Raw genomic sequence first — 21,846 nt, forward strand, 5'->3', positions numbered from 1 at the left:
CTGTCAGGCGCCGCGGAAGCCGCGCGCCTTGGCGCGCGCCAGCGCGGCGTTGCGCACCGCAGGATCTGCAGCCGCGCCATCGGTGAGATTGTTGAGGCCGGACAGATGCTGCCGGCCGCCGAACTCCACCAACGAGACCTGCTTGGACGCGCCCGGCTCGAAGCGCACCGCGGTGCCGGCGGGAATGTCGAGCCGCATGTTGAAGGCGGCGGCACGATCGAATTCGAGCGCCTTGTTGACCTCGAAGAAGTGGAAGTGCGAGCCGATCTGGATCGGCCGGTCGCCGGTGTTGACGGCGGTGAGCGTGATGCTGCGGCGGCCGGCATTGAGCGCAAGCTGGCCCGCCTGCGCCTTGATCTCGCCCGGGCGCTCGGGATCGGCAGCCGAACCTGCAGCCGGCCGGATCGGCTCATGCACGGTCACGAGCTTGGTGCCGTCCGGGAAGACGCATTCGACCTGGATGATGTCCATCATCGCGGCGATGCCCGGCAGCACGTCATCGGTGGTCAGGATGGTGGAGCCGTGACTGATCAGGTCGGCGACGCTGCGGCCGTCGCGCGCGCCTTCGAGGATCTCGTCGGTGATGATGGCCACCGCTTCCGGATAGTTCAGCTTGAGCCCGCGGGCGCGGCGGCGGCGCGACAGCTCGGCGGCGTTGAAGATGGTGAGGCGCTCGAGTTCGGTTGGCGTCAGCAGCATGCGATCTCACTCTCAATTGGCGAACAGCCGCAATTCGGCGTGGACATGGCGCGCGGCCGCAATGTCCAGGATGGGGATGAAGCTTTCGAGCTCGGCGTCGTCGTCGAGCGGAGTTGCGACCAGGGCATCGATCAGCGGCAGCAGCGCCTGCAGCACGCTTTGCCCCTGCAGGGCGCCGACGGCGCCGAGCCGTACCGCCGCGGTGATGAGGCCGGACGCCACCGTGTAGGCCGAGCACAAGGCGGCGTGCTGCTCATCGAGCTGCAGCGCCGCCCATATGGCGCCCTGCATCACGGCGATATGCCCCAGGCAGTCACCGGCCTTCACCTGCGCGCGCAGCTTGAGCGCAAGCGGCTGTCCGAGCCGCGCATGCGCCGCCAGAAATGACGCGCCATTGCGGCGCGAACCGGCGCGCAGCGCCTCGATCATGGTGGAGGCCTCGATCTCCCGATCCACCGCGGCCAACGCATCGAGATCCCTGCCGGCGCGAAACGCCCGTTGCAGCGCGATCCGATCATAGCCTGCCCAGCGCTGCTGCAGCACCGCGGCGCAGAGACGTTCGAACTCGCCCAGGCTCATGTCGGGGCGCAACGCCAGCGCTCCTTCGATGCCGTAGGAGAAGGCAAAGGCACCGCTTGGAAACGCCGCATCGGCCTGCCAGATCGCGCGCAACAACGGGAGCATGGGTCAGTGGTCGCGGTGGTGATGAGGGTGGGAATCATGGCTCGCACCGTGACTGTGAGACGGCGCGGCCTCGTGGGAAGGCGGTGAATCAACGGCCTCCTCGTCGAGCACGGTGACGGCCACCCGCCGCGCCGCGATCAGGTTCTCGATCCGGGCGGTGTAGTCCTCGGGTCGGCCCTCCAGGGCCACCAGCAACACCTCGCCGCCGAATCTGACACGCCAGTGCAGATTTCCGACCTGGTAGCCGAGTTCGACGGCATCCGAAATCGAGCGCGGCTCGAGCCGCAACCATCGTTCGGTCGCAGCCCGCACCACGATCGCGCGGTCGCGCTCCAGGAGCAGCACGGCACCATCGAACAACTTCTCGGTCCGAGGCAACGCGATCGCGAGTTCCTCGCCGCTGCGCGTCGAGATCAACAGCCGGCGGCGGGCGAGATCGGCCGCCGGCACGGCGACGATATCGACTCCCCCCCGATGTTCGAGACGATGCAGCGCTTCGGACATGTCCGGCTCCAGCCTGCTCCCCAGCACGTGCTCGATACGTCGCATCGCAGAGGCCTCCGTTCACTCGATGGCAAGAGGGGGCGCGGCGGCGGCAAGGCCCGCCGCCGGCCAGCATTCGGATCAGCGGTGGGCAACCTTCTTGTTGGGAATGCCCTCGATCGGACATTCCTCGGTGCCGACCGTGGACCGGGTGAACGACTCGACCATTTCGCGGGTCCCTTCAGGATCGGCCACCCACTTGGCGTAGAAGTCGTAGGGACAGGCCGCCACGCCGCGATCGCCATCGCCGGAATTGATCAGGCCGGTGTAGCCGCGATGCACGAGCTTGAAGAGATGGTTCTGCGATTGGCCGTTCTTGCGCGCGTCCCGGATCAGCGACTTCGACAGCTGGGCATATTGCACGCCATAATCCTCCTCGCCGCATTCGCCGAGCGTCCGGCCGTCGAAGCCGATGATCGCGGAATGGCCGAAATAGGAGTACACGCCGTCAAAGCCGGAAGCGTTGGCGACCGCGACATAGACGTTGTTGGCCCAGGCCATCGCCTTCGCCATGATCACCTGCTGGTCCTTGGCCGGATACATGTAGCCCTGGCAGCGCACGATCAGCTCGGCGCCCTTCATGGCGCAATCGCGCCAGATCTCGGGATAGTTGCCGTCGTCGCAGATGATCAGCGAGATCTTCAGCCCCTTCGGGCCTTCCGAGACATAGGTGCAGTTGCCGGGATACCAGCCCTCGATCGGTACCCAGGGCATGATCTTGCGATATTTCTGCACGATCTCGCCCTTGTCGTTCATCAGGATCAGGGTGTTGTAGGGCGCCTTCTTCGGGTGCTCCTCGTGCCGCTCGCCGGTCAGCGAGAACACGCCCCACACCTTGGCCTTGCGGCAGGCCTCGGCGAAGATCTCCGTCTCGTCGCCCGGGACGGTCGAGGCCGTCTCGTACATCTCCTTGGAGTCATACATGATGCCGTGCGTCGAGTATTCCGGGAAGATCACGAGATCCATGCCCGGCAGGCCGGTCTTCATCCCGACGATCATGTCGGCGATCTTGCAGGCATTGTCGAGCACCTCCGCCTTGGTGTGAAGGCGCGGCATCTTGTAGTTCACGACGGCGACGCCGATCGTGTCGTTGCTCGAAGTGATATCACCATGCAGCATCTTGCTCTCCTTGCTACCAACCCGTCAAAAACCTGCCATTCGCGTTCCGGCGCGCTGGCTTGCGCACCAGCTTTCTCCACGACGTCGGATCGTCACACCGCCATGTGGCGATGGACCATCGCGTCGGTGAGTTCCGAAATTTCGCCTGCTGCGACGATGCGTCCCTTCTCCATCATGGCGAAGCGATGCGCCGCATTGCGGGCGAACGAGACGTTCTGCTCGACCAGGATCACGGTCAGCCCGATCTCGCGGTTGAGCCGGATGATGACCTGCTCGATCTCCTCGACGATCGATGGCTGGATGCCTTCATTGGGCTCGTCGAGCAGGATGATCCTGGGGTTTGCAGCCAGCGCGCGCGCGATCGCCAACTGCTGCTGCTGACCGCCGGACAGCACGCCGCCATTGCGATCGAGATTGTTCATCAGATACGGAAACAGCTCGGCCACCAAAGGCGGGATCTCGCGCTTGCCATCGGCGCGCGCGAACGAGCCCATCAGGATGTTCTCGCGAATGGTGAAGTCGGGAATGATCTCGCGGCCCTGCGGCACATAGGCGATGCCGGCGCGTGCACGCCTGAACGTCGGCTCCCGCCCGATCTCCTGATCGCCCAGCCGGATCTGCCCATCCATGCGGTCGGTCAGTCCCATCAGCGTCTTGAGCAGGGTGGTCTTGCCGGTGCCGTTGCGGCCGAGCACCGCCGTCACCTGGCCATCGGGCACATCCAGCGACACGTCGTGCAGGATATGGCTGCGATCGTAGAAGCTGTCGACATGGGACAGAGCGAGCATCAGGTGATCCCCTTCGACCCGAGATAGGCCGCGCGCACCTTGGGATCGTTCTCGATCTCGGCGACGCTGCCTTCCGCCAGAACCTGGCCGAGATGCAGCACCGTGATGCGCTCGGCGATCTCGCGCACGAAGGCCATGTCGTGCTCGACCACGATGATGGTGTGGCGGCCCTTGAGATTGTTGACGATCAGTGAGGTCTTGTGCGTCTCGGCCTGCGTCATGCCCGCGGTCGGTTCGTCGAGAAGGATGATCTTCGGATCCTGGGTGATCAGCAGGCCAAGCTCGAGCCACTGCGTCTGGCCATGGCTGAGATAGGCGGCGACCTGGCCCGCCTCCTCGGTCAGCCCGATCAGCTCCAGCACCTCGTCGATCTTGGCCTTGGCCGAGAAGCCGAAACCGAGATTGGCGAACACGCCGGGATTCTTGCAGCTCGCGACCTCCAGATTGCGGCGGACCGTGAGCTCCTTGAACACGCTGGGGATCTGGAACTTGCGGCCGATGCCGGCGCGGGCGATCTTGTGCTCCTCCCAATTGGTGATCTCGGTGTCGTGCACGAAGACGCGGCCGCCGGTCGACTTGGTCTTGCCGGAGATGAGATCCATCAAGGTCGTCTTGCCGGCGCCGTTGGCGCCGAGCAGCACGCGCAATTCGCCGTCCTCGACGATCATCGAGACGCCGTTGACAGCCTTAAAGCCTTCGAAATCGACACTGAGACCGTCGATGGTGAGCGCTGCCTGGGCCATGGGCTACTCCGCCGGCTGCGAGGATGGATCGTTGACGCGCACCGCCGGGGCCGGCGTCGACGGCCTCCGGGTGATGAACCGATCGATCAGGTCATGAGCGAGACCGGCGATGCCGCGCGGCATGTAGAGCACGACCAGCACGAAGATCAGGCCGATGATCGCCTTCCACGCTTCCGCGAAGCCTTCGGTTTCGCTGACAGTTGCCGAGATCATGTTGATCAGGATCGCACCGATACAGGCGCCCAAGATCGAGGCGCGGCCGCCGACCGCCGCCCATACCACCATGGTGATCGAGAAGCTCAGATCCATGAAGGTCGGCGAAGCGAACTCCGAGACGATGACATAGAGCATGCCCGCGAAGCCCGCGATCAGCGCCGACACCGCGAAGAAGAAGGTCTGGTAGGCCGGTACATCGAAGCCGAGATAGCGCGCGCGGTTCTGATCGTCGCGGATCGCCTGCAGGATGACCCCTGCCCTAGTCTCGACCATCAGCCGCGCCGCGATCAGCACGACGCCGAGCGAGACGGCAATCAGGTAATAAGTCGGCACCACATAGGGATCGAACTCGAAGCCGCCGAGCTTGAACCAGCCGAGATCGGTGAGGCCGTTGAAGCCGTTGGTCACCGGCTGGGCGTCGATCATCACGAGCCGGACCAGCAGCACCAGCGCCAGCGTGATGATCGAGACGAAGACGCCCGCGATGCGCTTGCGGAACACGATCGAGCCGAGCACGAAGGCGATGGCGACCGGCAGGATCAGCCCCATGGCGACGCCGAACCATTGGCTCTGGAACGGCAACCAGAGAAACGACGCCTTGTTGATGCAGCACAGCTCGGTCTTGGCGCCGGGCTCCGCGTTCCACAGCATGAAGTCCGGCACGGGCTTGTCCGAGCCCTGCTGCAGGCTGGTGGAGCTCGCGAGCTTCAGCGACATCGCCAGCATGTAGGCGCCGGCGCCGAAGAACAGGCCCTGCCCCAGGTTGAGAATGCCCGCATAGCCCCAGGACAGCGCCACGGCGATGCCCAGCATCCCGAACACGAGATATTTGGCGAGACGGTTGAGCCAGAACGAGTCCATGATCAGCGGCACGAGCATGATCAGGACGATGAAGGCGGCGTAGATCGCCCAGTCGATGCGGCGCTTCGACATCATGGTCAGCGTCCCTTCAGGGCGAACAGGCCCTTCGGCTTGAGCACGATGATGGCGATGACGACGCCGAACACGACGGCGCGGGCGAGGATGTCGTTGGTCGCGGCGGCGACCAGGCCGTTGATCTCGCCGAGAATGCCGGCCGACAGCACCGAACCGAGCAGGCTGCCGACGCCGCCCATGACGACCACGAGGAAGCCGTCGACCACCATCGAGGTCCCCATGTCGGGGAACACGGTCTTGAAGCCGGACATCATCACGCCGGCGACACCCGCAAGACCCGAACCGAACGCAAAGGTCAGCGCATTGACGCGGGTGACGTCGATGCCGCAGGCGGCGGCCATCTTCGGGTTGCGGATGATGGCGCGAACCTGCGTGCCGGCCACGGTGCGATAGATCACGAACCAGGTGGCGATGGCGAGCATGGCGGTCACCAGGATGATGAAGGCGCGATAGCGGTTGATGTCGGCGCCGGCGAAACGAAACGTGCCTTGCAGGATGTCGGGGACGCTGACGTTCTGCAGGCCGGGCCCGAGGCCCTGAATGTGGATGCCGAGGAACGACAGCCCGAACTCGAGCCGCACCGCCTGCTGGATCAGGATCGCAATGCCCCAGGTCGCGAGCAGCGTGTCGAGCAGCCGGCCGTAGAGCTTGCGGACCACGACGCGCTCGATCAGCAGCCCGAGCAGCGCTGTCACGATGAAGGCGAGCGGGATAGCAATGAAGATGTTGGTGCCGAACCACAGGCCCGACAGCACGGTCACATAGGCGCCGACCATGACCATCTCGCCATGCGCCATATTGATGACGCCCATCGCGCCATAAGTAATGGCGAGGCCGAGCGCGACCAGCAGCAGGATCGATCCCAGGCTGAGACCGATGAACAGAACCTCGAGCATGACAGTGCCTCCCGCCATCCACCGCGCGAGGGAGGCGCGCGGTGGATGAGGTTTCCCAAACGTCAGGTTTTCAGCTTGGCCGCGTCGAGACCCTTCCCGGTGCAGAAAAGGTTCGTCGGCGTCTCGCCATAGGCGACGTAGGGAAGCGGCATGACCGGCTCCTTGTAGGCGTCGATGATCTTGCCCTGCCCGTCCGGAAGCCACTGCGCGATGCGCGGCGTCAGGTAGGTGTGCAGGTTCTCGGCCTCGATCTTGACGTGGCCGTTGGGCGCGTCGAACTCCTGGCCCTTGACGGCCTCGCGGATCGCCGCCGGCGAGACCTCGGCCGCCTTCTCCACCGCCTGCTTCCACAGGAACACCTGGAAGTAGGACGATTCCAGCGCGTGATGCGTCACCGCCTTCGGGTCCTTGACGAATTTGCGGTAGCGCTCGATGAACGCCTTGTTGCGATCGGTGTCGATCGCCTGGAAATACGGGAACGAGGTGAAGGAACCGACCGCATATTCCGCGCCCATCGCCGCAATCTCGATCTCCGAGGTGACAGTCGCGCAGATCGGCAGCTTGTCGTGGGTGAGGCCCTGGTTCTTGTACTCGCGATAGAACGCGATCACGGAGTCGCCGACCACGTTGGACAGCACGACATCGCAGCCCGAGCTCTTGATCTTGTTGACCATCGAGCCCCATTCGGAATGGCCGAGCTCGAGATATTCGTCGGCGATCCATTCGCCGCCGTTCTTTTCGATCAGGATCTTCGAGACCTTGGCCATCTCGCGTGGATAAATGTAGTTCGATCCGACGATAAAGAACTTCTTCTTGCCGAGCGTCTTGATGATCCAAGGGATGAAATTCGACAGCTGCTGGTTCGGAACGGCGCCGGTATAGACGACGTTCTTCGAGCACTCGAAGCCTTCATAATAGGTCGGATAGAAATAGAGATTGTTGCGCTTCTCGAACACCGGCAGCACCGCCTTGCGGCTCGCCGAGGTATAGGAGCCGAACACGGTCGGCACGCGATCCTGGATGACGAGCTTGGAGGCCTTCTCATTGTAGGTCTTGGGATCGGAGGCGCCGTCCTCGGCGATCGCCGAGATTTTCATGCCCTTGACGCCGCCGGCCGCGTTGATCTCGCTGATCGCCATCATCGTGGCGTCGTGCAGCGACTTCTCCACGATCGAGAGGCCCCCCGTCAGCGAGAACAGCACGCCCACCTTGATCTCGCCGGCGGCCTGCGCGCCGGTCGAGAACACCCATGGCGAGGTAATCAATGCGCCGCCCGCCAGGGCGCCGCTCTTCAAGAATTTGCGTCGATCGACTGCCATACCGCACACTCCCCGTTGTCCAGGCACACGTCCTCGTTCGCGCCGAAGCACGTTGCTTGCTGCCAAAATTCGCCCAGAGCGGATCGAGCTCCGACGACGCGCTGTGCGCCGGCGGCTGTCCTCGGTCCAAAAAACAAAAAAGCCCGACGAACCCTTCACGGGTTCTTCGGGCTACCTAGCCGATGCCAGACCAGCATCATCGATGGTCCGGCTGCGTTGAGAAGGATCTTCTCCCTTCAACTAATAAAAGCTAATCACCTTTCGCGCGGTATTGCAAGAGCTCGTTGGCATGAATGATCGCCGCGGCCATGTCGTCCATGGACAGGCGCTTCGACATCGCCTGCTTGCGGATGCTCTCATAAGCATCAGCCTCGCTCAATCCCTGGCCATCCATCAGGATCGCCTTGGCTTTCTGTATCCGCTGGATGCCGGCGAGCTTGCGCTCCAATTTGCGCACGCGCTTCTCGGATTCCCGCCGCTCCAACCACAGGCTGCGCGCGATCGTCAAATTCGTAAGCAATCCGAATGGCCGGATCGGCCGCTCGATGACAGCGACCGCACCCGCCTCAAGCACCAGTTGCAGCGTCGATGGGTCCTCGTAGGAGACGACGGCGATCAGGGTCGGCCGATGGTCTGCATCCGATTTCAGCAGCCGCTGGATTTCCAACCGCACATCATGTTCGATCGCGAGCAGCACCACGTCGGCGCCTTCAGCCCAGCAATCCGGCACCGGCCATTGCATCTCGACCATGCAGCCGATACGGCGCAGATGCTCGACGAGCTTGGTCCGCTCGCTGTCCGGCGGATGCACGACATGGACCCGCAGGCCGCGCAGATCACGAAGAATTTGGATGGCCACGCCCGGATCTCCGTCCCGCCACGCTACCCCTGGACCTCAGGACCGAATGAGCTGCTGCTCGTCGACCGACCAGTCGTCGAGGCTCTGGACCACACAATAGGGATCGGGCTTCACGCGCACGCCCGGATTCCAGACGATCTGGAAGCGCCCCTGGCCGTCGACCCGCGCGATCCGCGGCCATAGGTAAGTGTGATTGTTCTCGGGATCGACACGGACCCGCCCCTGCGGCGCGTCGAACTCGAAATCGCGCATGTTGCCGAGCACCTGCTCCGGATCATCCGTGCCGCATTTGGCCACCGCGCGCATCGCCAGATGCACCTGAAAATAGGCCGCTTCGGCGCAGGCCGTCACCGGCGCATCGTCGCCATATTGCGCCTTGAAACTTGCAACGAACCGCCGCGCGGCCTGCGACGACAACGTCTCGAAGAACGGCGCCGCAGTGATGTGGCCTTCGGCGGCCTCCGCCCCCATCTCGGCCACCTCGGCCTCGCTGGTGCTGAGGCTCGCGATCGGCATCCGTGTCGGATCGAAATCGGCGGCGCGATAGGCGCGATAGAACTCGGCTGTCCCGCTGCCCACGACCGTCGAGAAGATCACGTCCGGCGACGTCTTCTTGATGCGGGCGATGACCTTGTCGAAATCCTTGGCTTGCGCAAGCAGCGGAACATAGATCTCGTCCAGCACCTTGCCTTTGCCCTGGACCACGAAATCGGCCATCAGGCGGTTCGACTCATAAGGGAAGACATAGTTCGAGCCAACGAACAGGAAGCGGTTGCCATAGGTCGAGAGCAGGAAGCGCGCCAGCTGCAGCGAATTCTGGTTCGGCGCGGCGCCGGTGTAGATGCAGTTGCGGGAATATTCGAACCCTTCATAAAGGGTCGGGTAGAACAGCAGACCGCGATGGCCCTCGACCGAAGGCAGCACGGCCTTGCGCGTGCTCGACATGTAGCAGCCGAACAACAGACGGATGCGGTCGACCTGGAACAGGCGCTCGGCAAAGGCGCGGAACTTCTTCGGGTCCGAAGCAGGGTCGTAGATGATCGGCTCGATGGGGCGACCGAGAATACCGCCGGCAGCGTTGATCTCGGAGATGGCCAGCAAGGTGGCGTTGAGTTGTGTGCGTTCGATGCCCGAGGTCACGCCGGTATGCGAAAACAGCACGCCGACGCGCCAGCTTTCAGGCTGCCTTTCTGAAGAACCCATGTGACGACAGCACCACTCTCCTGAATGCGCGTTTTCCGACACCGGAGATCGGCATTGCGGACGAACGCCACCTTTATTCTGTCTAGGATGATTACTTGCTTGGCGTCAACCGCACCGCCGGATGGCGGAGCTTGCGCCGCGGAGAGAGGCCGAACAAGATCGGGAGTGTCATCGGTGTGCCCTGCGTTCCTCGCGCGGTGCCAGGCCGAACTGACGCCGATAGCAGCGCGCGAAATGCATCGGCGTCGCAAATCCCGTGGCGAGCGCGACCTCATGGATCGCCATCGTGCTCTGGCGCAGCAGCCCGCGCGCGTGCTCGAGCCGAATCTGCAGATAGCGGCGATGAAGGGTCGTCCCGAGATGTTGCGCAAACAAACGCTCCAGCTGCCGCAACGACAGGTCAGCGCCGGCGGCAAGCTCGCGAGGTGCCAGCGGACGTTCGATCCGCCTTTCCATGCGCAGCAGCGTGTCGACCAGCTTGGGATGATGCACCCCGAAGCGCTGTGCCGGCGACAGCCGCTGTGCAGCCCCGCCGCGCCGGACCTCCGTCTGCAGAAACCAGTCGCTCACCGCCGCCGCCAGCCGCGCGCCGTGATCGATCCTGATCATCGCATGCATCATGTCGAGCGCCGCGATGCCGCCAGCGCAGGTGAAGCGGTCGCGATCGATCTCGAACAGCGAGCGGCTGAGCGACAAGTGCGGAAACGTCTCGGTGAACGCCGGCATGTGCTCCCAATGAAGGGTGCAGCGATAGCTGTCGAGCAGGCCAGCCTGGGCGAGGATGAAGGGACCCGCTGAGACGCCGATCATCCGGACGCCATGCCGCGCCGTGCTCCGCAAATAAGAGAGAGTGGGTGGATGCGAGAAAGTGGCCGGATTTCCGCCGGCGCAGACCACGATGGAGTCGAGACGTGCGGCGCTGCCGATGGTGGCGTCGGCCGGGATCCTGACGCCGTTGGAGGCAGCGATATCGCTGCCGCGGATCGCGATGTGACGCCAGCGGTACAGCGTCCGGCCGCTGAGCACGTTCGCCGCCCGCAGCGGTTCGACCGCCGACGCATAGGACATCAGCGCGAAGCCGGGGATCAGCAGGAAGCCAACCCGATGCGCCCGGACGTCGTCGCCCCTCGGTCCGTCGCTTCTAGACCCTCTTTCGTCGTTTCTGGACATCACCTCGGAGAGATAGCAGCGCATTGTGCCTGCGACAACCCGGTGATCGAAGGCGCATGCGCTATTCGCTGTTCTCTCTCGCCCGCCAAGCCCTGCGCGGCCATCGCGACTGGCAGCCGGTCTGGCGCGATGCCGCCCCGCAAGCGAGCTACGACATCATCATCGTCGGCGGCGGCGGCCATGGGCTGGCCACCGCCTATTACCTCGCCAAGGAGCACGGCATTCGCAAAATTGCCGTGCTCGAAAAAGGCTGGATCGGATCCGGCAATGCCGGCCGCAACACCACGATCATCCGCTCCAATTATCTGCTGCCCGGCAACGAGCCGTTCTACGAATGGTCGATGAAGCTGTGGGAGGGCCTGGAGCAGGACCTGAACTACAACACCATGGTCAGCCAGCGCGGCGTGCTGAACCTCTATCATTCCGACGCGCAGCGCGATGCGTTTGCCCGGCGCGGCAATGCGATGCGGCTGGCGGGCGCCGATGCCGAGCTGCTCGATGCCGACGCCGTCAGGCGCATGCTGCCATTTCTCGATTTTGACAATGCGCGCTTTCCGATCAAGGGCGGCCTGCTGCAGCGGCGCGGCGGCACCGCGCGGCACGATGCGGTCGTCTGGAGCTACGCCCGCGGCGCCAGCGCGCGTGGCGTCGACATCATCCAGAACTGCGAGGTCACCGGCTTCGTGCGTGACGGCGATCGCATCACCGGGGTCACCACGACGCGCGGCACGATCCAGGCCGGCAAGGTCGGGCTTGCGGTTGCCGGCAGCAGCTCGCGGGTCGCGGAGTATGCCGGCCTGCGGCTGCCGATCGAAAGCCACGTGCTGCAGGCCTTCGTCTCCGAAGCCATCAAGCCGCTGATCCCCGGCGTGGTCACCTTCGGCGCCGGTCATTTCTACATCAGCCAGTCCGACAAAGGCGGGCTCGTCTTCGGCGGCGATATCGACGGCTACAATTCCTATGCGCAGCGCGGCAATCTGCCGACCGTGGAGGACGTCTGTGAGGGCGGCATGGCGCTGATGCCGGCGATCGGCCGCGTGCGCATGCTGCGCTCCTGGGGCGGGCTCGTCGACATGTCGATGGACGGCTCGCCGATCATCGACCGCACGCCGCTGCAAGGACTCTATCTCAACGCCGGCTGGTGCTATGGCGGCTTCAAGGCCACGCCGGGCTCCGGCTGGTGCTTCGCGCATCTGCTGGCGCGCGATGAGCCGCATCCGGTCGCGAGCGCCTATCGCCTCGACCGTTTCGCAACAGGCCACCTGATCGACGAAAAAGGTCAGGGCGCGCAGCCAAATCTGCACTGAGGCCAACCATGCGAATTCCCTGCCCGTTCTGTGGCGAGCGCGACGTCAGCGAGTTCGCCTATCACGGCGACACCGCAAAGCGGCCTGATCCGGCCACCGACGACGGTCAGCGGCGCTTCTTTGAGGCCGTCTATCTGCGCGACAATCCCGCCGGCCCGCATCGCGAACTCTGGTATCACGCACAGGGTTGCCGCAGCTGGTTGATCGTGACCCGCGACGTCCGGACCCACGAGGTGCTCGGCGCCGCGCTCGCCACGCGAGGCGCTGCATGATGCCGGATTCCAACCGGCTCGCCTCCGGCGGCCTGATTGATCGCAGCAAGACCATCGGCTTCAGCTTCGACGGCCGCAGCTATCGAGGCTATGCCGGCGATACGCTGGCCTCGGCGCTGCTTGCCAATGATGTTCGCCTCGTCGGCCGCTCCTTCAAATATCACCGTCCGCGTGGCATCATGACCGCAGGGCCCGAGGAGCCAAACGCGCTGGTCGAACTGCGCGCTGGCGCCCGTCGCGAGCCGAACACGCGCGCCACCACCATCGCGCTGTTCGACGGCCTCGAGGCCTGGAGCCAGAACCGCTGGCCGTCGCTGCGCTACGATGTCGGAGCGATCAACTCGCTGCTGTCGCCGCTGTTCGTCGCCGGCTTCTACTACAAGACCTTCATGTGGCCGGCCGCGTTCTGGGAGAAGGTCTACGAGCCGGCGATCCGCCGGGCCGCCGGTCTCGGCCGCGCCAGCGGCGCGGCCGACCCCGACACTTACGAGAAGATCAACGCCTTCTGCGACGTCCTGATCATCGGCGGCGGGGCGGCCGGGCTCGCCGCGGCACTGGCGGCCGGGCGCAGCGGCGCGCGCATCATGCTGTGCGACGAGGATTGCACGCTCGGCGGGCGGCTCAACAGCGACCTCGGAGAGGTCGATGGCCGGCCAGGCGCCGACTGGGCGCGGCACGTCACCGCCGAGCTCGAGGCTTTGCCGAATGTCCGGATCCTCAGTCGCACAAGCGTGTTCGGCGTCTATGATGGCGGCACCTATGGCGCGCTCGAGCGGGCGTCCGATCATCTCGCCGAGCCGCAGCCGCATCGGCCGCGGCAGCGCTATTGGAAGATCGTCGCCAAGCGCGCGGTGCTGGCGAGCGGCGCGATCGAGCGCCCGATCGTGTTCGGGGGGAACGACCGCCCCGGCGTGATGATGGCCGCCGGCGTACGCAGCTATCTGAACCGCTACGCGGTCAAGCCCGGACGGCGGGCCGCGGTCTATACCGGCTGCGATGACGCCTGGACGACCGCGTTCGACCTCGCGCGCAGCGGCGTCACGGTGACGGCCATCATCGATCACCGTGCGACGGTCGCGCCGCAACTCCGGGCCGAAGCAACACGGCTCGCGATTCCCGTCCATCTCGGAGCCGACATCACCCAGACGCGCGGCGGCCGCCGCGGCCTGCAGGCGATCACGCTGCGGCGCGCGGATGGGCGAGAACAAGGCTTGCCGGTCGACCTGCTGGCCATGTCCGCCGGCTGGTCGCCGCATCTCGCACTGGCCACACATCTGGGACATCGGCCGCGCTGGTCCGAGGCCCATGCCGCCTTCGTGCCGGATGCATTGCCGCCGGGCATGAGCGTCGCGGGCGCAGCGGCGGGCGCCTTCGGTCTCGCCGAGGCCCTACAGCAGGGCACGGCGCTCGGCGCCGCTGCCGCAGAGGCGACAGGCTTTGCCGTCACCCCCGCCCCGGCGCCGCGGGCGGACGATGAGCCCATCGCGCTGGCGCCGTTCTGGCATGTCGGCTCGTCATCGAAGGCTTTCATCGATTTCCAGCACGACGTCACCAGCGCCGATGTTGCGCTCGCCGCACGCGAGGGCTTCCGCTCGGTCGAGCTTCTCAAACGCTACACCACGCTGGGCATGGCGACCGATCAGGGGAAGAGCTCGAACATCAATGGCCAGGCGATGATGGCCGAGCTGACGGGCCGCAGCATGGCCGAGATCGGCACCACGATGTTCCGCGCGCCAGCGACGCCGGTCGCGATCGGCGCGCTCGCGGGCCATCACCGCGGCCGCGACTTCCGGCCGACGCGCCTGACGGCCGGACACGGCTGGGCCGAGCAGAGCAATGCGAGCTTCGTCGAAGCAGGCGCTTGGCTGCGCGCGCAGTGGTTCGCGCAACCGGGCGAAACCGACTGGCTCACCACCGTCTCGCGCGAGGTGCGCGACGTCCGCAGCAAGGTCGGCGTCTGTGATGTCTCGACACTCGGCAAGATCGACGTCCAGGGCAGCGATGCCGGCACCTTCCTCGACCGCGTCTATATCAACATGTTCTCGACCTTGCCGGTGGGCAAGACCCGCTATGGCGTGATGTTGCGGGAGGACGGGTTGGTGATGGATGACGGCACGGCCGCCCGCTTCGCGCCAGATCATTATGTGGTGTCGACGACAACCGCGAACGCCGCCAAGGTCATGCAGCATCTGGAACATGCGCGCCAGGTGCTATGGCCCGAATTGGACGTGCAGCTCGTCTCCGTCACCGAGCAATGGTCGCAATATTCCATCGCGGGCCCCCGCGCCCGACAGCTGTTGGACCGCCTGCTCGGCGACGTCGTCGATGTTTCCGATGCCGCTTTGCCGTATCACGGATGCGCCGAGTTCACCTGGCGCGACGTGCCGGCGCGGCTGTTCCGCGTCTCATTCTCCGGCGAGCTCGGCTATGAGATCGCGGTGCCGGCGCAATATGGCGACGCGGCGATCCGCGCGATCATGGAAGCCGGCGCGGAGTTCGGCATCATCCCCTACGGCACCGAGGCGCTCGGCGTGATGCGCATCGAAAAGGGCCATGTCGCCGGTAACGAGATCAACGGCACCACAACAGCCGCCGATCTCGGCCTCGGCCGGATGATGTCGCAGAAAAAGGATTACATCGGCCGCGTGCTGGCGCACCGGCCCGGCCTCACCGATCCCGACCGCCCGACGCTCGTCGGCCTGCGCCCGATCGATCCGATGGCGCGGCTACGCGCTGGCGCTCACATGCTCGCGCTGGGCGCAGCGCCGACGACAGAGAACGACGAGGGCTATGTCACGTCGGTCGCGTTCTCACCGGCGCTCGGGCATTGGATCGGCCTTGCCCTCGTCAAGCGTGGACCGGCGCGACACGGCGAACGCATGCGCGCCTATGATCCGGTGCGCGACGGCGATACCGAGGTCGAGCTCGTCTCGCCGGTCTTCATCGATCCACAGGGAGCGCGGCTCCATGGCTGAGCACAGTCCGTCGTCGTCACCTGTCACGTTCGCCGACGCCGCGCCCGCGCCGCCCGGCAGCCAGGTCACGATCACCGAGCGAGCCGATCTCGGGCTGGCGACGCTGCAGGCCCGCAAGGGCCAGGAGGCGGCCTTGCGCGAGGCGATCCGGCAATATTGCGGCGTCATGCTGCCGGATCGCCCCGCCGTGGCCAGCGCCGACACGATCGCCTTCGCAGGCCTCGGTCCGCAGCATTGGCTCGGCATGGCCGACGGCAGCAGCCATCGCCTGGCCACGGCCTTGAAGGCCGCAATCGGCCCGCTCGCCTCCATCGTCGACCAGAGCGGCGGCTATGTCGTGTTCCGCGTCGGCGGCCCCGCCATCCGCGACGTGCTCGCCAAGGGCTTTCCGATCGACCTGCATGAGCGCGCGTTTCCGCCCGGAGCGGCAGCCACGACGGTGGCCGCACATATCGGCGCCATCATCTGGCGCAACGAGGACCAGGACGGATGCGCCTCGTTCGACATCGCCGTGTTCCGCAGCCTGTCCCGCAGCTTCTGGCATTGGTTCTCGGAGGCGGCGGCGGAGTTCGGCTGCGAGGTGAGGCCGTCCTAGAGCATCCGTGCGACAATCGGTGGCCACGCCTTCGCGCGGCTGATGCCGCCCGATGACTTTGCACAGCCTGGGAACTAACACTCCGCTCTCACCGCGTCATTGCGAGCGTAGCGAAGCAATCCCGAATCATTCTGCGGAGACAGTCTGGATTGCTTCGTCGCTTCGCTCCTCGCAATGGCGCGCGGGGCGATCTGGGCTCACTTGCACATCGTCATGCGAACGACAGCGGCCACTTAGCAATCCAACGTCGTTTCGCGCTCCCACTCCGTCAAATGGCGCGCATAAGCGTTCCACTCCTCGGTCTTGAGCTTGACGTAGCAGGGAATGAAATCGCCGAGCTTTTCGGCCATGACCGGCGAGGCCTGCAGCGCGCGGATCGCATCGAGCAGGTTGAGCGGCAGCTTCTTGCCGGTCTTTACGGCGTGGCCGTCGGTATACATGTTGATGTCGAGGCGCGGGCCCGGGTCGCGATCATTGGCGATGCCGTCGAGGCCGGCGGCGAGCAGCCCGGCCTGCAACAGATAGGGATTGGCGGCACCATCGGCGAGGCGGACCTCGAAGCGGCCGGCTTCGGGAATGCGGATCAGATGGGTCCGGTTGTTGCCGGAATAGGTCACCGAGTTCGGCGCCCAGGTCGCGCCCGATGTCGTCCTCGCCGCATTGATGCGCTTGTAGGAGTTGACGGTCGGGTTGAACAGCGCGGCCAGCGCATCGGCCGAATGCATGATACCGCCGAGGAACTGATAGCCCAATTTGGACACGCCGAGCTCGCCGGCCTCGTCCTCGAACAGATTGCGGCCGTCCTTCCACACCGAGACATGGGCATGGCAGCCATTGCCGGTGAGATCGACGAACGGCTTCGGCATGAAGGTGGCGCGCAGCCCGTGCTTCTCGGCGATCGAGCGCACCATATATTTGAAGAAGGCGTGGCGATCGGCGGTCGTCAGCGCGGTGTCGAACTCCCAGTTCATCTCGAACTGGCCGTTAGCGTCCTCGTGATCGTTCTGATACGGCTTCCAGCCCAGCGCCAGCATGGCGTCGCAAATCTCGGCGATCACCTCGTAGCGCCGCATCAGGGCCTGCTGGTCGTAGCACGGCTTCGACTGCTTGTCCGCGACATCGGACGGCGCACTGCCGTCGGCGGTGATCAGGAAGAACTCGCATTCGACACCGGATTTCAGCTCATAGCCCTGCGCCGCCGCATCGGCGACCATGCGCTTGAGCAGGTTTCGCGGCGCATGTGCCACCGGCTTGCCGTTCATCCAGGGATCGGCCGCGAGCCAGCCGACCTCCGGCTTCCACGGCAGCTGGATCAGGCTCGCCGGATCGGGCATCGCGAACACGTCGGGATCGGCCGGGGTCATGTCGAGCCAGGTCGCGAAGCCTGCGAAGCCAGCGCCGGTCTTGACCATGCCGTCGATCGCCGCCGCCGGCACCAGCTTGGCGCGCTGCACGCCGAACAGGTCGGTATAAGAGATCAGGAAATATTTGATGCCGCGCTCACAGGCGACGGCATGGAGGCTACTCGACATGATTCCCTCTTTGAGTCCTTGAAGACCCCGGCATCGTCCATCCGTCGATCGCGTCGGCGGCGCGCGCAGCGCTGCCAGCCTATTTGTCGCGTCCCGGAATCCAGTTGGTGCCGGCGAGCGGCACGCCGGCCATCGCCGCCGCCTCGATCGTCAAGGCGACGAGATCCTCCGGCTCAAGATTATGCAGATGACTCTTGCCGCAGGCCCGCGCGATCGTCTGCGCCTCCAACGTCAGCACCGAGAGATAGTTAGCGAGCCGGCGGCCGGCCTTGACCGGATCGAGCCGCGCGGCCAGCACGGGATCCTGGGTCGTGATCCCCGCGGGATCGAGACCTTCCTGCCAATCATCATAGGCGCCGGCGGTGGTGCCGAGCTTCTGATACTCGGCCTCCCATTGCGGATCATTGTCGCCGAGCGCGATCAGCGCCGCGGTGCCGATCGAGACCGCGTCGGCGCCGAGCGCGAGCGCCTTGGCGACATCGGCGCCGGTGCGGATGCCACCGGAGACGATCAGCTGCAGCTTGCGATGCAGACCGAGATCCTGCAGCGCCTGCACGGCGGGCCGGATCGCGGCGAGCGTGGGCAGCCCGACATGTTCGATGAAGACGTCCTGGGTCGCGGCGGTGCCGCCCTGCATGCCGTCGAGCACGATGACATCGGCACCGGACTTCGCCGCCAGCGCCGTGTCGTAATAGGGACGGCTGGCGCCGACCTTGACGTAGATCGGCTTCTCCCAATCGGTGATCTCGCGCAGCTCCTCGATCTTGATCTCGAGATCGTCGGGTCCGGTCCAGTCCGGGTGGCGGCAGGCCGAGCGCTGGTCGATGCCCTCGGGCAATGTGCGCATCTTGGCGACGCGTGGCGAGATCTTCTGCCCGAGCAGCATGCCGCCGCCGCCGGGCTTGGCGCCCTGCCCGATCACGATCTCGATCGCATCCGCTTTGCGCAGATCATCGGGATTCATGCCGTAGCGCGACGGCAGATATTGATAGACCAGGATCGACGAGTGGCCGCGCTCCTCCGGCGTCATGCCGCCGTCGCCCGTGGTGGTCGAGGTGCCGGCTGCGGAGGCGCCGCGCCCCAATGCCTCCTTGGCCGGACCGGACAATGAGCCGAAGCTCATGCCGGCGACGGTCACCGGGATCTTCAGCTTGATCGGCTTCCTCGCGAAGCGCGTGCCGAGCGTGACGTCGGTGCCGCATTTCTCGCGATAGCCCTCCAGCGGATAGCGCGAGATCGAGGCGCCCAGGAACAGGAGATCGTCGAAATGCGGCAGCGCGCGCTTGGCGCCGCCGCCGCGGATATCGTAAATGCCGGTTGCTGCAGCCCGCTGGATCTCGGCGATCACGTTCGGGTTGAAGGTCGCGGAGAAACGCGGCGGGGTGCGATGTGGAGGCACGGACATCGTGATGGCCTCAATAGGCGTCGACATTGTCGATGTGGAAGTGATAGAGGCGCCGCGCCGAGCCATAGAGCTTGAAGTCATCGGCGCGCGCCTCGACGCCGGCCCGCTTCAGCACGGCCGCGAGGATCGCGCGGTCTTCCTCCGTCATCGGCTTCTCGATGCAGTCGGCGCCCAGGCTGGCGACGCGGCCACGCACGAACAATCGGGCCTCATAGATCGAATCGCCGAGCGCATCGCCGGCGTCGCCGAGCACGACCAGATTGCCCGCCTGGGCCATGAACGCACTCATCGGCCCGATCGAGCCTTTCACGACAATGTCGATGCCCTTCATCGAGATGCCACAGCGCGCCGAGGCATTGCCCTCGATCACCAGCAGCCCGCCGCAGCCGGTGGCGCCGGCCGATTGGCTGGCGTCGCCTTTGACGCGAACCTCGCCGGACATCATGTTCTCGGCGACGCCGACGCCGGCATTGCCTGAAATCACGACGGTGGCAGCCTTGTTCATGCCGGCACAATAGTAGCCGACGTGACCGTCGATCTCGACGGTGACCGGGGCGTCGAGCCCGCAGGCGACCGCGTGCTTGCCTGAGGGATTGCTGACGATCCAGTGCGTCTCGTTGGTGGTGGGCGACAGCGCATGAAGCGCAGCGTTCAGTTCGCGCAGCGGCGCTCTCGCAAGATCGAAGCTCGGCATCAGCGCCGCTCCCAGGCATAGACCGTGGCCGGCTCGGGCTCGAAGATATGCGCCTTGTCGACCCCGGGCAGGCCAGCGAGCGCGCGATACTCCGAGCCGAACGCGACGTAATCGTCGGTCTCGGCCATCACTGCGGGCTTGCAGGAGATCGGGTCGCGCAGCACGGCGAAGCCGGTCTCGGTGCCGACCACGAAGGTGTAGAAGCCATCGAGATCGGACAGGCTGTCGGTGAGCGCCTGCTTCAGCGAGGCGCCCTCGCGGATCCGCCAGCTCAGATAGCCCGCCGCAACCTCGGTGTCGTTCTCAGTGGCAAAGCGCATGCCCTCCCGCTGCAGCATGCGCCGGACGCCATTATGGTTCGACAGCGAGCCATTGTGCACGAGACATTGATCGAGCCCGGTCGAGAATGGATGCGCGCCACGCGTCGTCACCGCCGATTCCGTCGCCATGCGGGTGTGGCCGATACCATGGCTGCCGGCCATACGCGGCAGGCCGAAGCGCTGCGTCACCTGCTCGGGCCGACCGACCTCCTTGTAGAGCTCCATGCGCGCGCCGGCGCCGACGAAGCTGATGTCGTCATGTCCCTCGATGAAGGCGCGCGCCGCCTTCTCCTTGTCGAAGCAGATCGACAACACGGCATGGGTATCGTGCAGGGTCACCGCCGGCGTTTCATTGATCGCCTTGCCGAGCTCGGCCACGGCACGCCGCAAAACGTCCTCGTCGGCACCGGAGATGGTGAGTTTAACGCGGCCCTGCGTGCGATCGCCGTAGACCGCGAAGCCGGCACTGTCGGGTCCGCGATCGCTCATGACGACAAGCATCTCGCTGAGCAACGCGCCGAGCTCCCGCTCCAACCGGGGAGCTTTCAGAAACAGCCCGACGATTCCGCACATGCGCCGCTCCGATCCACATCATTGTGGGACGGGCTGAGCGCCCCGTCCGACCGTCAGGATAGCCCAGCAGCAATTCTCGTCAAGAAACTTTTGTTCACTTCAGGAAAGTTCAGACGTGGACCGGCAGGCGGGCTTGGTGCGGATCGAGAGAACCTGAAAATGGGCGCTTGTACTGGCCGCGACGCCCGCTGCGGCGTATAGACGTCATAGGGTCAGCGCTGCTGCGAGGCCGCCGAGAAGCAAACGAGGTTTCCTGTGGCGAAAGGTGCCGCGAAGCATCCCAGGAAGGACAGCAAGGCCGAGACGTCCCGCGCGGAGCCCGAGCTGCTGACAGGATCGCTCGCGCCGAAGGAGGCCACGCCAACCCTGGAGTCGGAGATCGGCGCCGAGGTGCGCCGCTTGCGCAAGGACCTCGATCTCACCGTATCAGAACTGGGCGCGGCGGCCGGCATCTCGGCCGGCATGCTGTCCAAGATCGAGAACGGCTCGATCTCGCCGTCACTGGCGACACTGTCGGCGCTCGCCAAGGCGCTGAACGTGCCGATCGCGCGACTGTTCCGCGAGAATGGCGAGGAGCGCGACTGTTCCTTCGTCAAGGCCGGCCAGGGCGTTCGCATCGAGCGCCGCGGCACCAAGGCCGGCCATCTCTACGATCTGCTCGGCCACTCGCTCGGCGGCGACGTGGTGGTCGAACCCTATCTGATCACGCTGAAGGGCGACGCCGTTCCTTACACGGATTTCCGCCACGCCGGCGTCGAGTTCATCTACATGCTGAGCGGAAAGGTGCGCTATCGCCATGCCGACCGGCTTTATCTGCTGGAGCCCGGCGACGCCCTGTTCTTCGACGCCGCAGCACGTCACGGCCCCGAGGAGTTGATCAAGGCGCCGATGACCTATCTCTCGGTGATCATCTATCCCCGACGCGCCCGTTAGCGGCGGCACAGCGCGGTCGCGCGCTCGAGGCGAGCTTCGCGCGCCGCAGCGGCTTCGACCTTCTC

General features: G+C 65.4%; 21 protein-coding genes. 5 read left to right on the forward strand and 16 right to left on the reverse strand.

The genetic code is table 11. The features are described 5' to 3' along the window. Positions 1–3 precede the first annotated feature (3 nt). From HL671_RS27880 to HL671_RS27935, 12 genes are all read right to left on the reverse strand, one after another. The gene (locus HL671_RS27880; protein ID WP_012042184.1) at positions 4–699 is read right to left on the reverse strand and encodes an urease subunit gamma; all 696 of its coding nucleotides are present in this window, start codon (positions 697–699) and stop codon (positions 4–6) included. A 12-nt stretch (positions 700–711) separates the two neighbouring features. After that, positions 712–1,383 (reverse strand): urease accessory protein UreF, encoded by a 672-nt coding sequence (locus HL671_RS27885; protein WP_172240643.1) that lies wholly within the window; start codon positions 1,381–1,383, stop codon positions 712–714. Positions 1,384–1,386: 3 nt separating this feature from the next. After that, positions 1,387–1,932 carry an urease accessory protein UreE gene (gene ureE / locus HL671_RS27890; protein WP_172240646.1) on the reverse strand — a complete coding sequence of 182 codons (546 nt, stop codon included), beginning with the start codon at positions 1,930–1,932 and terminating at the stop codon, positions 1,387–1,389. A 75-nt stretch (positions 1,933–2,007) separates the two neighbouring features. After that, on the reverse strand, positions 2,008–3,045 hold the full coding sequence (locus HL671_RS27895) for an aliphatic amidase (RefSeq protein WP_172240649.1): 1,038 nt from the start codon (positions 3,043–3,045) through the stop codon (positions 2,008–2,010). A gap of 92 nt (positions 3,046–3,137) precedes the next feature. Beyond that, positions 3,138–3,833 carry an urea ABC transporter ATP-binding subunit UrtE gene (urtE, locus tag HL671_RS27900; protein WP_012042180.1) on the reverse strand — a complete coding sequence of 232 codons (696 nt, stop codon included), beginning with the start codon at positions 3,831–3,833 and terminating at the stop codon, positions 3,138–3,140. Next, on the reverse strand, positions 3,833–4,576 hold the full coding sequence (urtD, locus tag HL671_RS27905; protein WP_012042179.1) for an urea ABC transporter ATP-binding protein UrtD: 744 nt from the start codon (positions 4,574–4,576) through the stop codon (positions 3,833–3,835). Before urtD ends, urtE begins: the two co-directional genes overlap by 1 nt. 3 nt (positions 4,577–4,579) lie before the next feature. Beyond that, positions 4,580–5,728 (reverse strand): urea ABC transporter permease subunit UrtC, encoded by a 1,149-nt coding sequence (gene urtC / locus HL671_RS27910; protein ID WP_172240652.1) that lies wholly within the window; start codon positions 5,726–5,728, stop codon positions 4,580–4,582. A 2-nt stretch (positions 5,729–5,730) separates the two neighbouring features. After that, positions 5,731–6,624, reverse strand: coding sequence for an urea ABC transporter permease subunit UrtB (gene urtB, locus HL671_RS27915; RefSeq protein ID WP_172240655.1), 894 nt, complete (start codon positions 6,622–6,624; stop codon positions 5,731–5,733). Positions 6,625–6,686: 62 nt separating this feature from the next. Continuing rightward, entirely contained in the window at positions 6,687–7,943 is a 1,257-nt protein-coding gene (locus HL671_RS27920) for an ABC transporter substrate-binding protein (RefSeq protein WP_172240658.1), read from the reverse strand. 250 nt (positions 7,944–8,193) lie between these two features. After that, on the reverse strand, positions 8,194–8,802 hold the full coding sequence (locus tag HL671_RS27925) for an ANTAR domain-containing response regulator (protein ID WP_041750506.1): 609 nt from the start codon (positions 8,800–8,802) through the stop codon (positions 8,194–8,196). 36 nt (positions 8,803–8,838) lie between these two features. Further along, positions 8,839–10,005 (reverse strand): transporter substrate-binding domain-containing protein, encoded by a 1,167-nt coding sequence (locus HL671_RS27930; protein WP_012042174.1) that lies wholly within the window; start codon positions 10,003–10,005, stop codon positions 8,839–8,841. A gap of 168 nt (positions 10,006–10,173) precedes the next feature. Next, positions 10,174–11,175 (reverse strand): GlxA family transcriptional regulator, encoded by a 1,002-nt coding sequence (locus HL671_RS27935; protein ID WP_148221421.1) that lies wholly within the window; start codon positions 11,173–11,175, stop codon positions 10,174–10,176. Positions 11,176–11,231: 56 nt separating this feature from the next. Here HL671_RS27935 and HL671_RS27940 point away from each other — a divergent pair, with 56 nt between their 5' ends. Genes HL671_RS27940 through HL671_RS27955 form a run of 4 tightly spaced genes read left to right on the forward strand, consistent with a single transcriptional unit; the run spans position 11,232 to position 16,324 of the window. Next, positions 11,232–12,482: a sarcosine oxidase subunit beta family protein gene (locus HL671_RS27940; RefSeq protein ID WP_172240661.1), complete on the forward strand. Its 1,251-nt coding sequence runs from the start codon at positions 11,232–11,234 to the stop codon at positions 12,480–12,482. Between the two features lie 8 nt (positions 12,483–12,490). After that, on the forward strand, positions 12,491–12,754 hold the full coding sequence (locus HL671_RS27945; RefSeq protein ID WP_012042171.1) for a sarcosine oxidase subunit delta: 264 nt from the start codon (positions 12,491–12,493) through the stop codon (positions 12,752–12,754). Continuing rightward, positions 12,751–15,729: a sarcosine oxidase subunit alpha family protein gene (locus HL671_RS27950; protein WP_172240664.1), complete on the forward strand. Its 2,979-nt coding sequence runs from the start codon at positions 12,751–12,753 to the stop codon at positions 15,727–15,729. Before HL671_RS27945 ends, HL671_RS27950 begins: the two co-directional genes overlap by 4 nt. Beyond that, positions 15,722–16,324, forward strand: coding sequence for a sarcosine oxidase subunit gamma (locus tag HL671_RS27955; protein WP_172240666.1), 603 nt, complete (start codon positions 15,722–15,724; stop codon positions 16,322–16,324). The genes HL671_RS27950 and HL671_RS27955 overlap by 8 nt, the downstream gene beginning before the upstream one ends. A gap of 233 nt (positions 16,325–16,557) precedes the next feature. On the opposite strand, the gene glnT is transcribed toward HL671_RS27955, so the two are convergent. The 4 genes from glnT to HL671_RS27975 form a co-directional block, all read right to left on the reverse strand. Next, positions 16,558–17,856, reverse strand: coding sequence for a type III glutamate--ammonia ligase (glnT, locus tag HL671_RS27960; protein WP_172240668.1), 1,299 nt, complete (start codon positions 17,854–17,856; stop codon positions 16,558–16,560). 79 nt (positions 17,857–17,935) lie between these two features. Next, the gene (locus HL671_RS27965) at positions 17,936–19,261 is read right to left on the reverse strand and encodes an FMN-binding glutamate synthase family protein (RefSeq protein WP_012042167.1); all 1,326 of its coding nucleotides are present in this window, start codon (positions 19,259–19,261) and stop codon (positions 17,936–17,938) included. Positions 19,262–19,271: 10 nt separating this feature from the next. Beyond that, the gene (locus HL671_RS27970; RefSeq protein WP_012042166.1) at positions 19,272–19,955 is read right to left on the reverse strand and encodes a GltB/FmdC/FwdC-like GXGXG domain-containing protein; all 684 of its coding nucleotides are present in this window, start codon (positions 19,953–19,955) and stop codon (positions 19,272–19,274) included. Beyond that, positions 19,955–20,848 carry a class II glutamine amidotransferase gene (locus HL671_RS27975; RefSeq protein WP_012042165.1) on the reverse strand — a complete coding sequence of 298 codons (894 nt, stop codon included), beginning with the start codon at positions 20,846–20,848 and terminating at the stop codon, positions 19,955–19,957. Before HL671_RS27975 ends, HL671_RS27970 begins: the two co-directional genes overlap by 1 nt. Positions 20,849–21,103: 255 nt before the next feature. Between HL671_RS27975 and HL671_RS27980 the strand changes: the two genes are divergently transcribed. Further along, entirely contained in the window at positions 21,104–21,781 is a 678-nt protein-coding gene (locus HL671_RS27980) for a helix-turn-helix domain-containing protein (RefSeq protein ID WP_172240671.1), read from the forward strand. Positions 21,782–21,846 lie beyond the last annotated feature (65 nt).

It is taken from the genome of Bradyrhizobium denitrificans, assembly GCF_013179005.1.
Classification (GTDB): Bacteria; Pseudomonadota; Alphaproteobacteria; order Rhizobiales; family Xanthobacteraceae; genus Bradyrhizobium; species Bradyrhizobium denitrificans.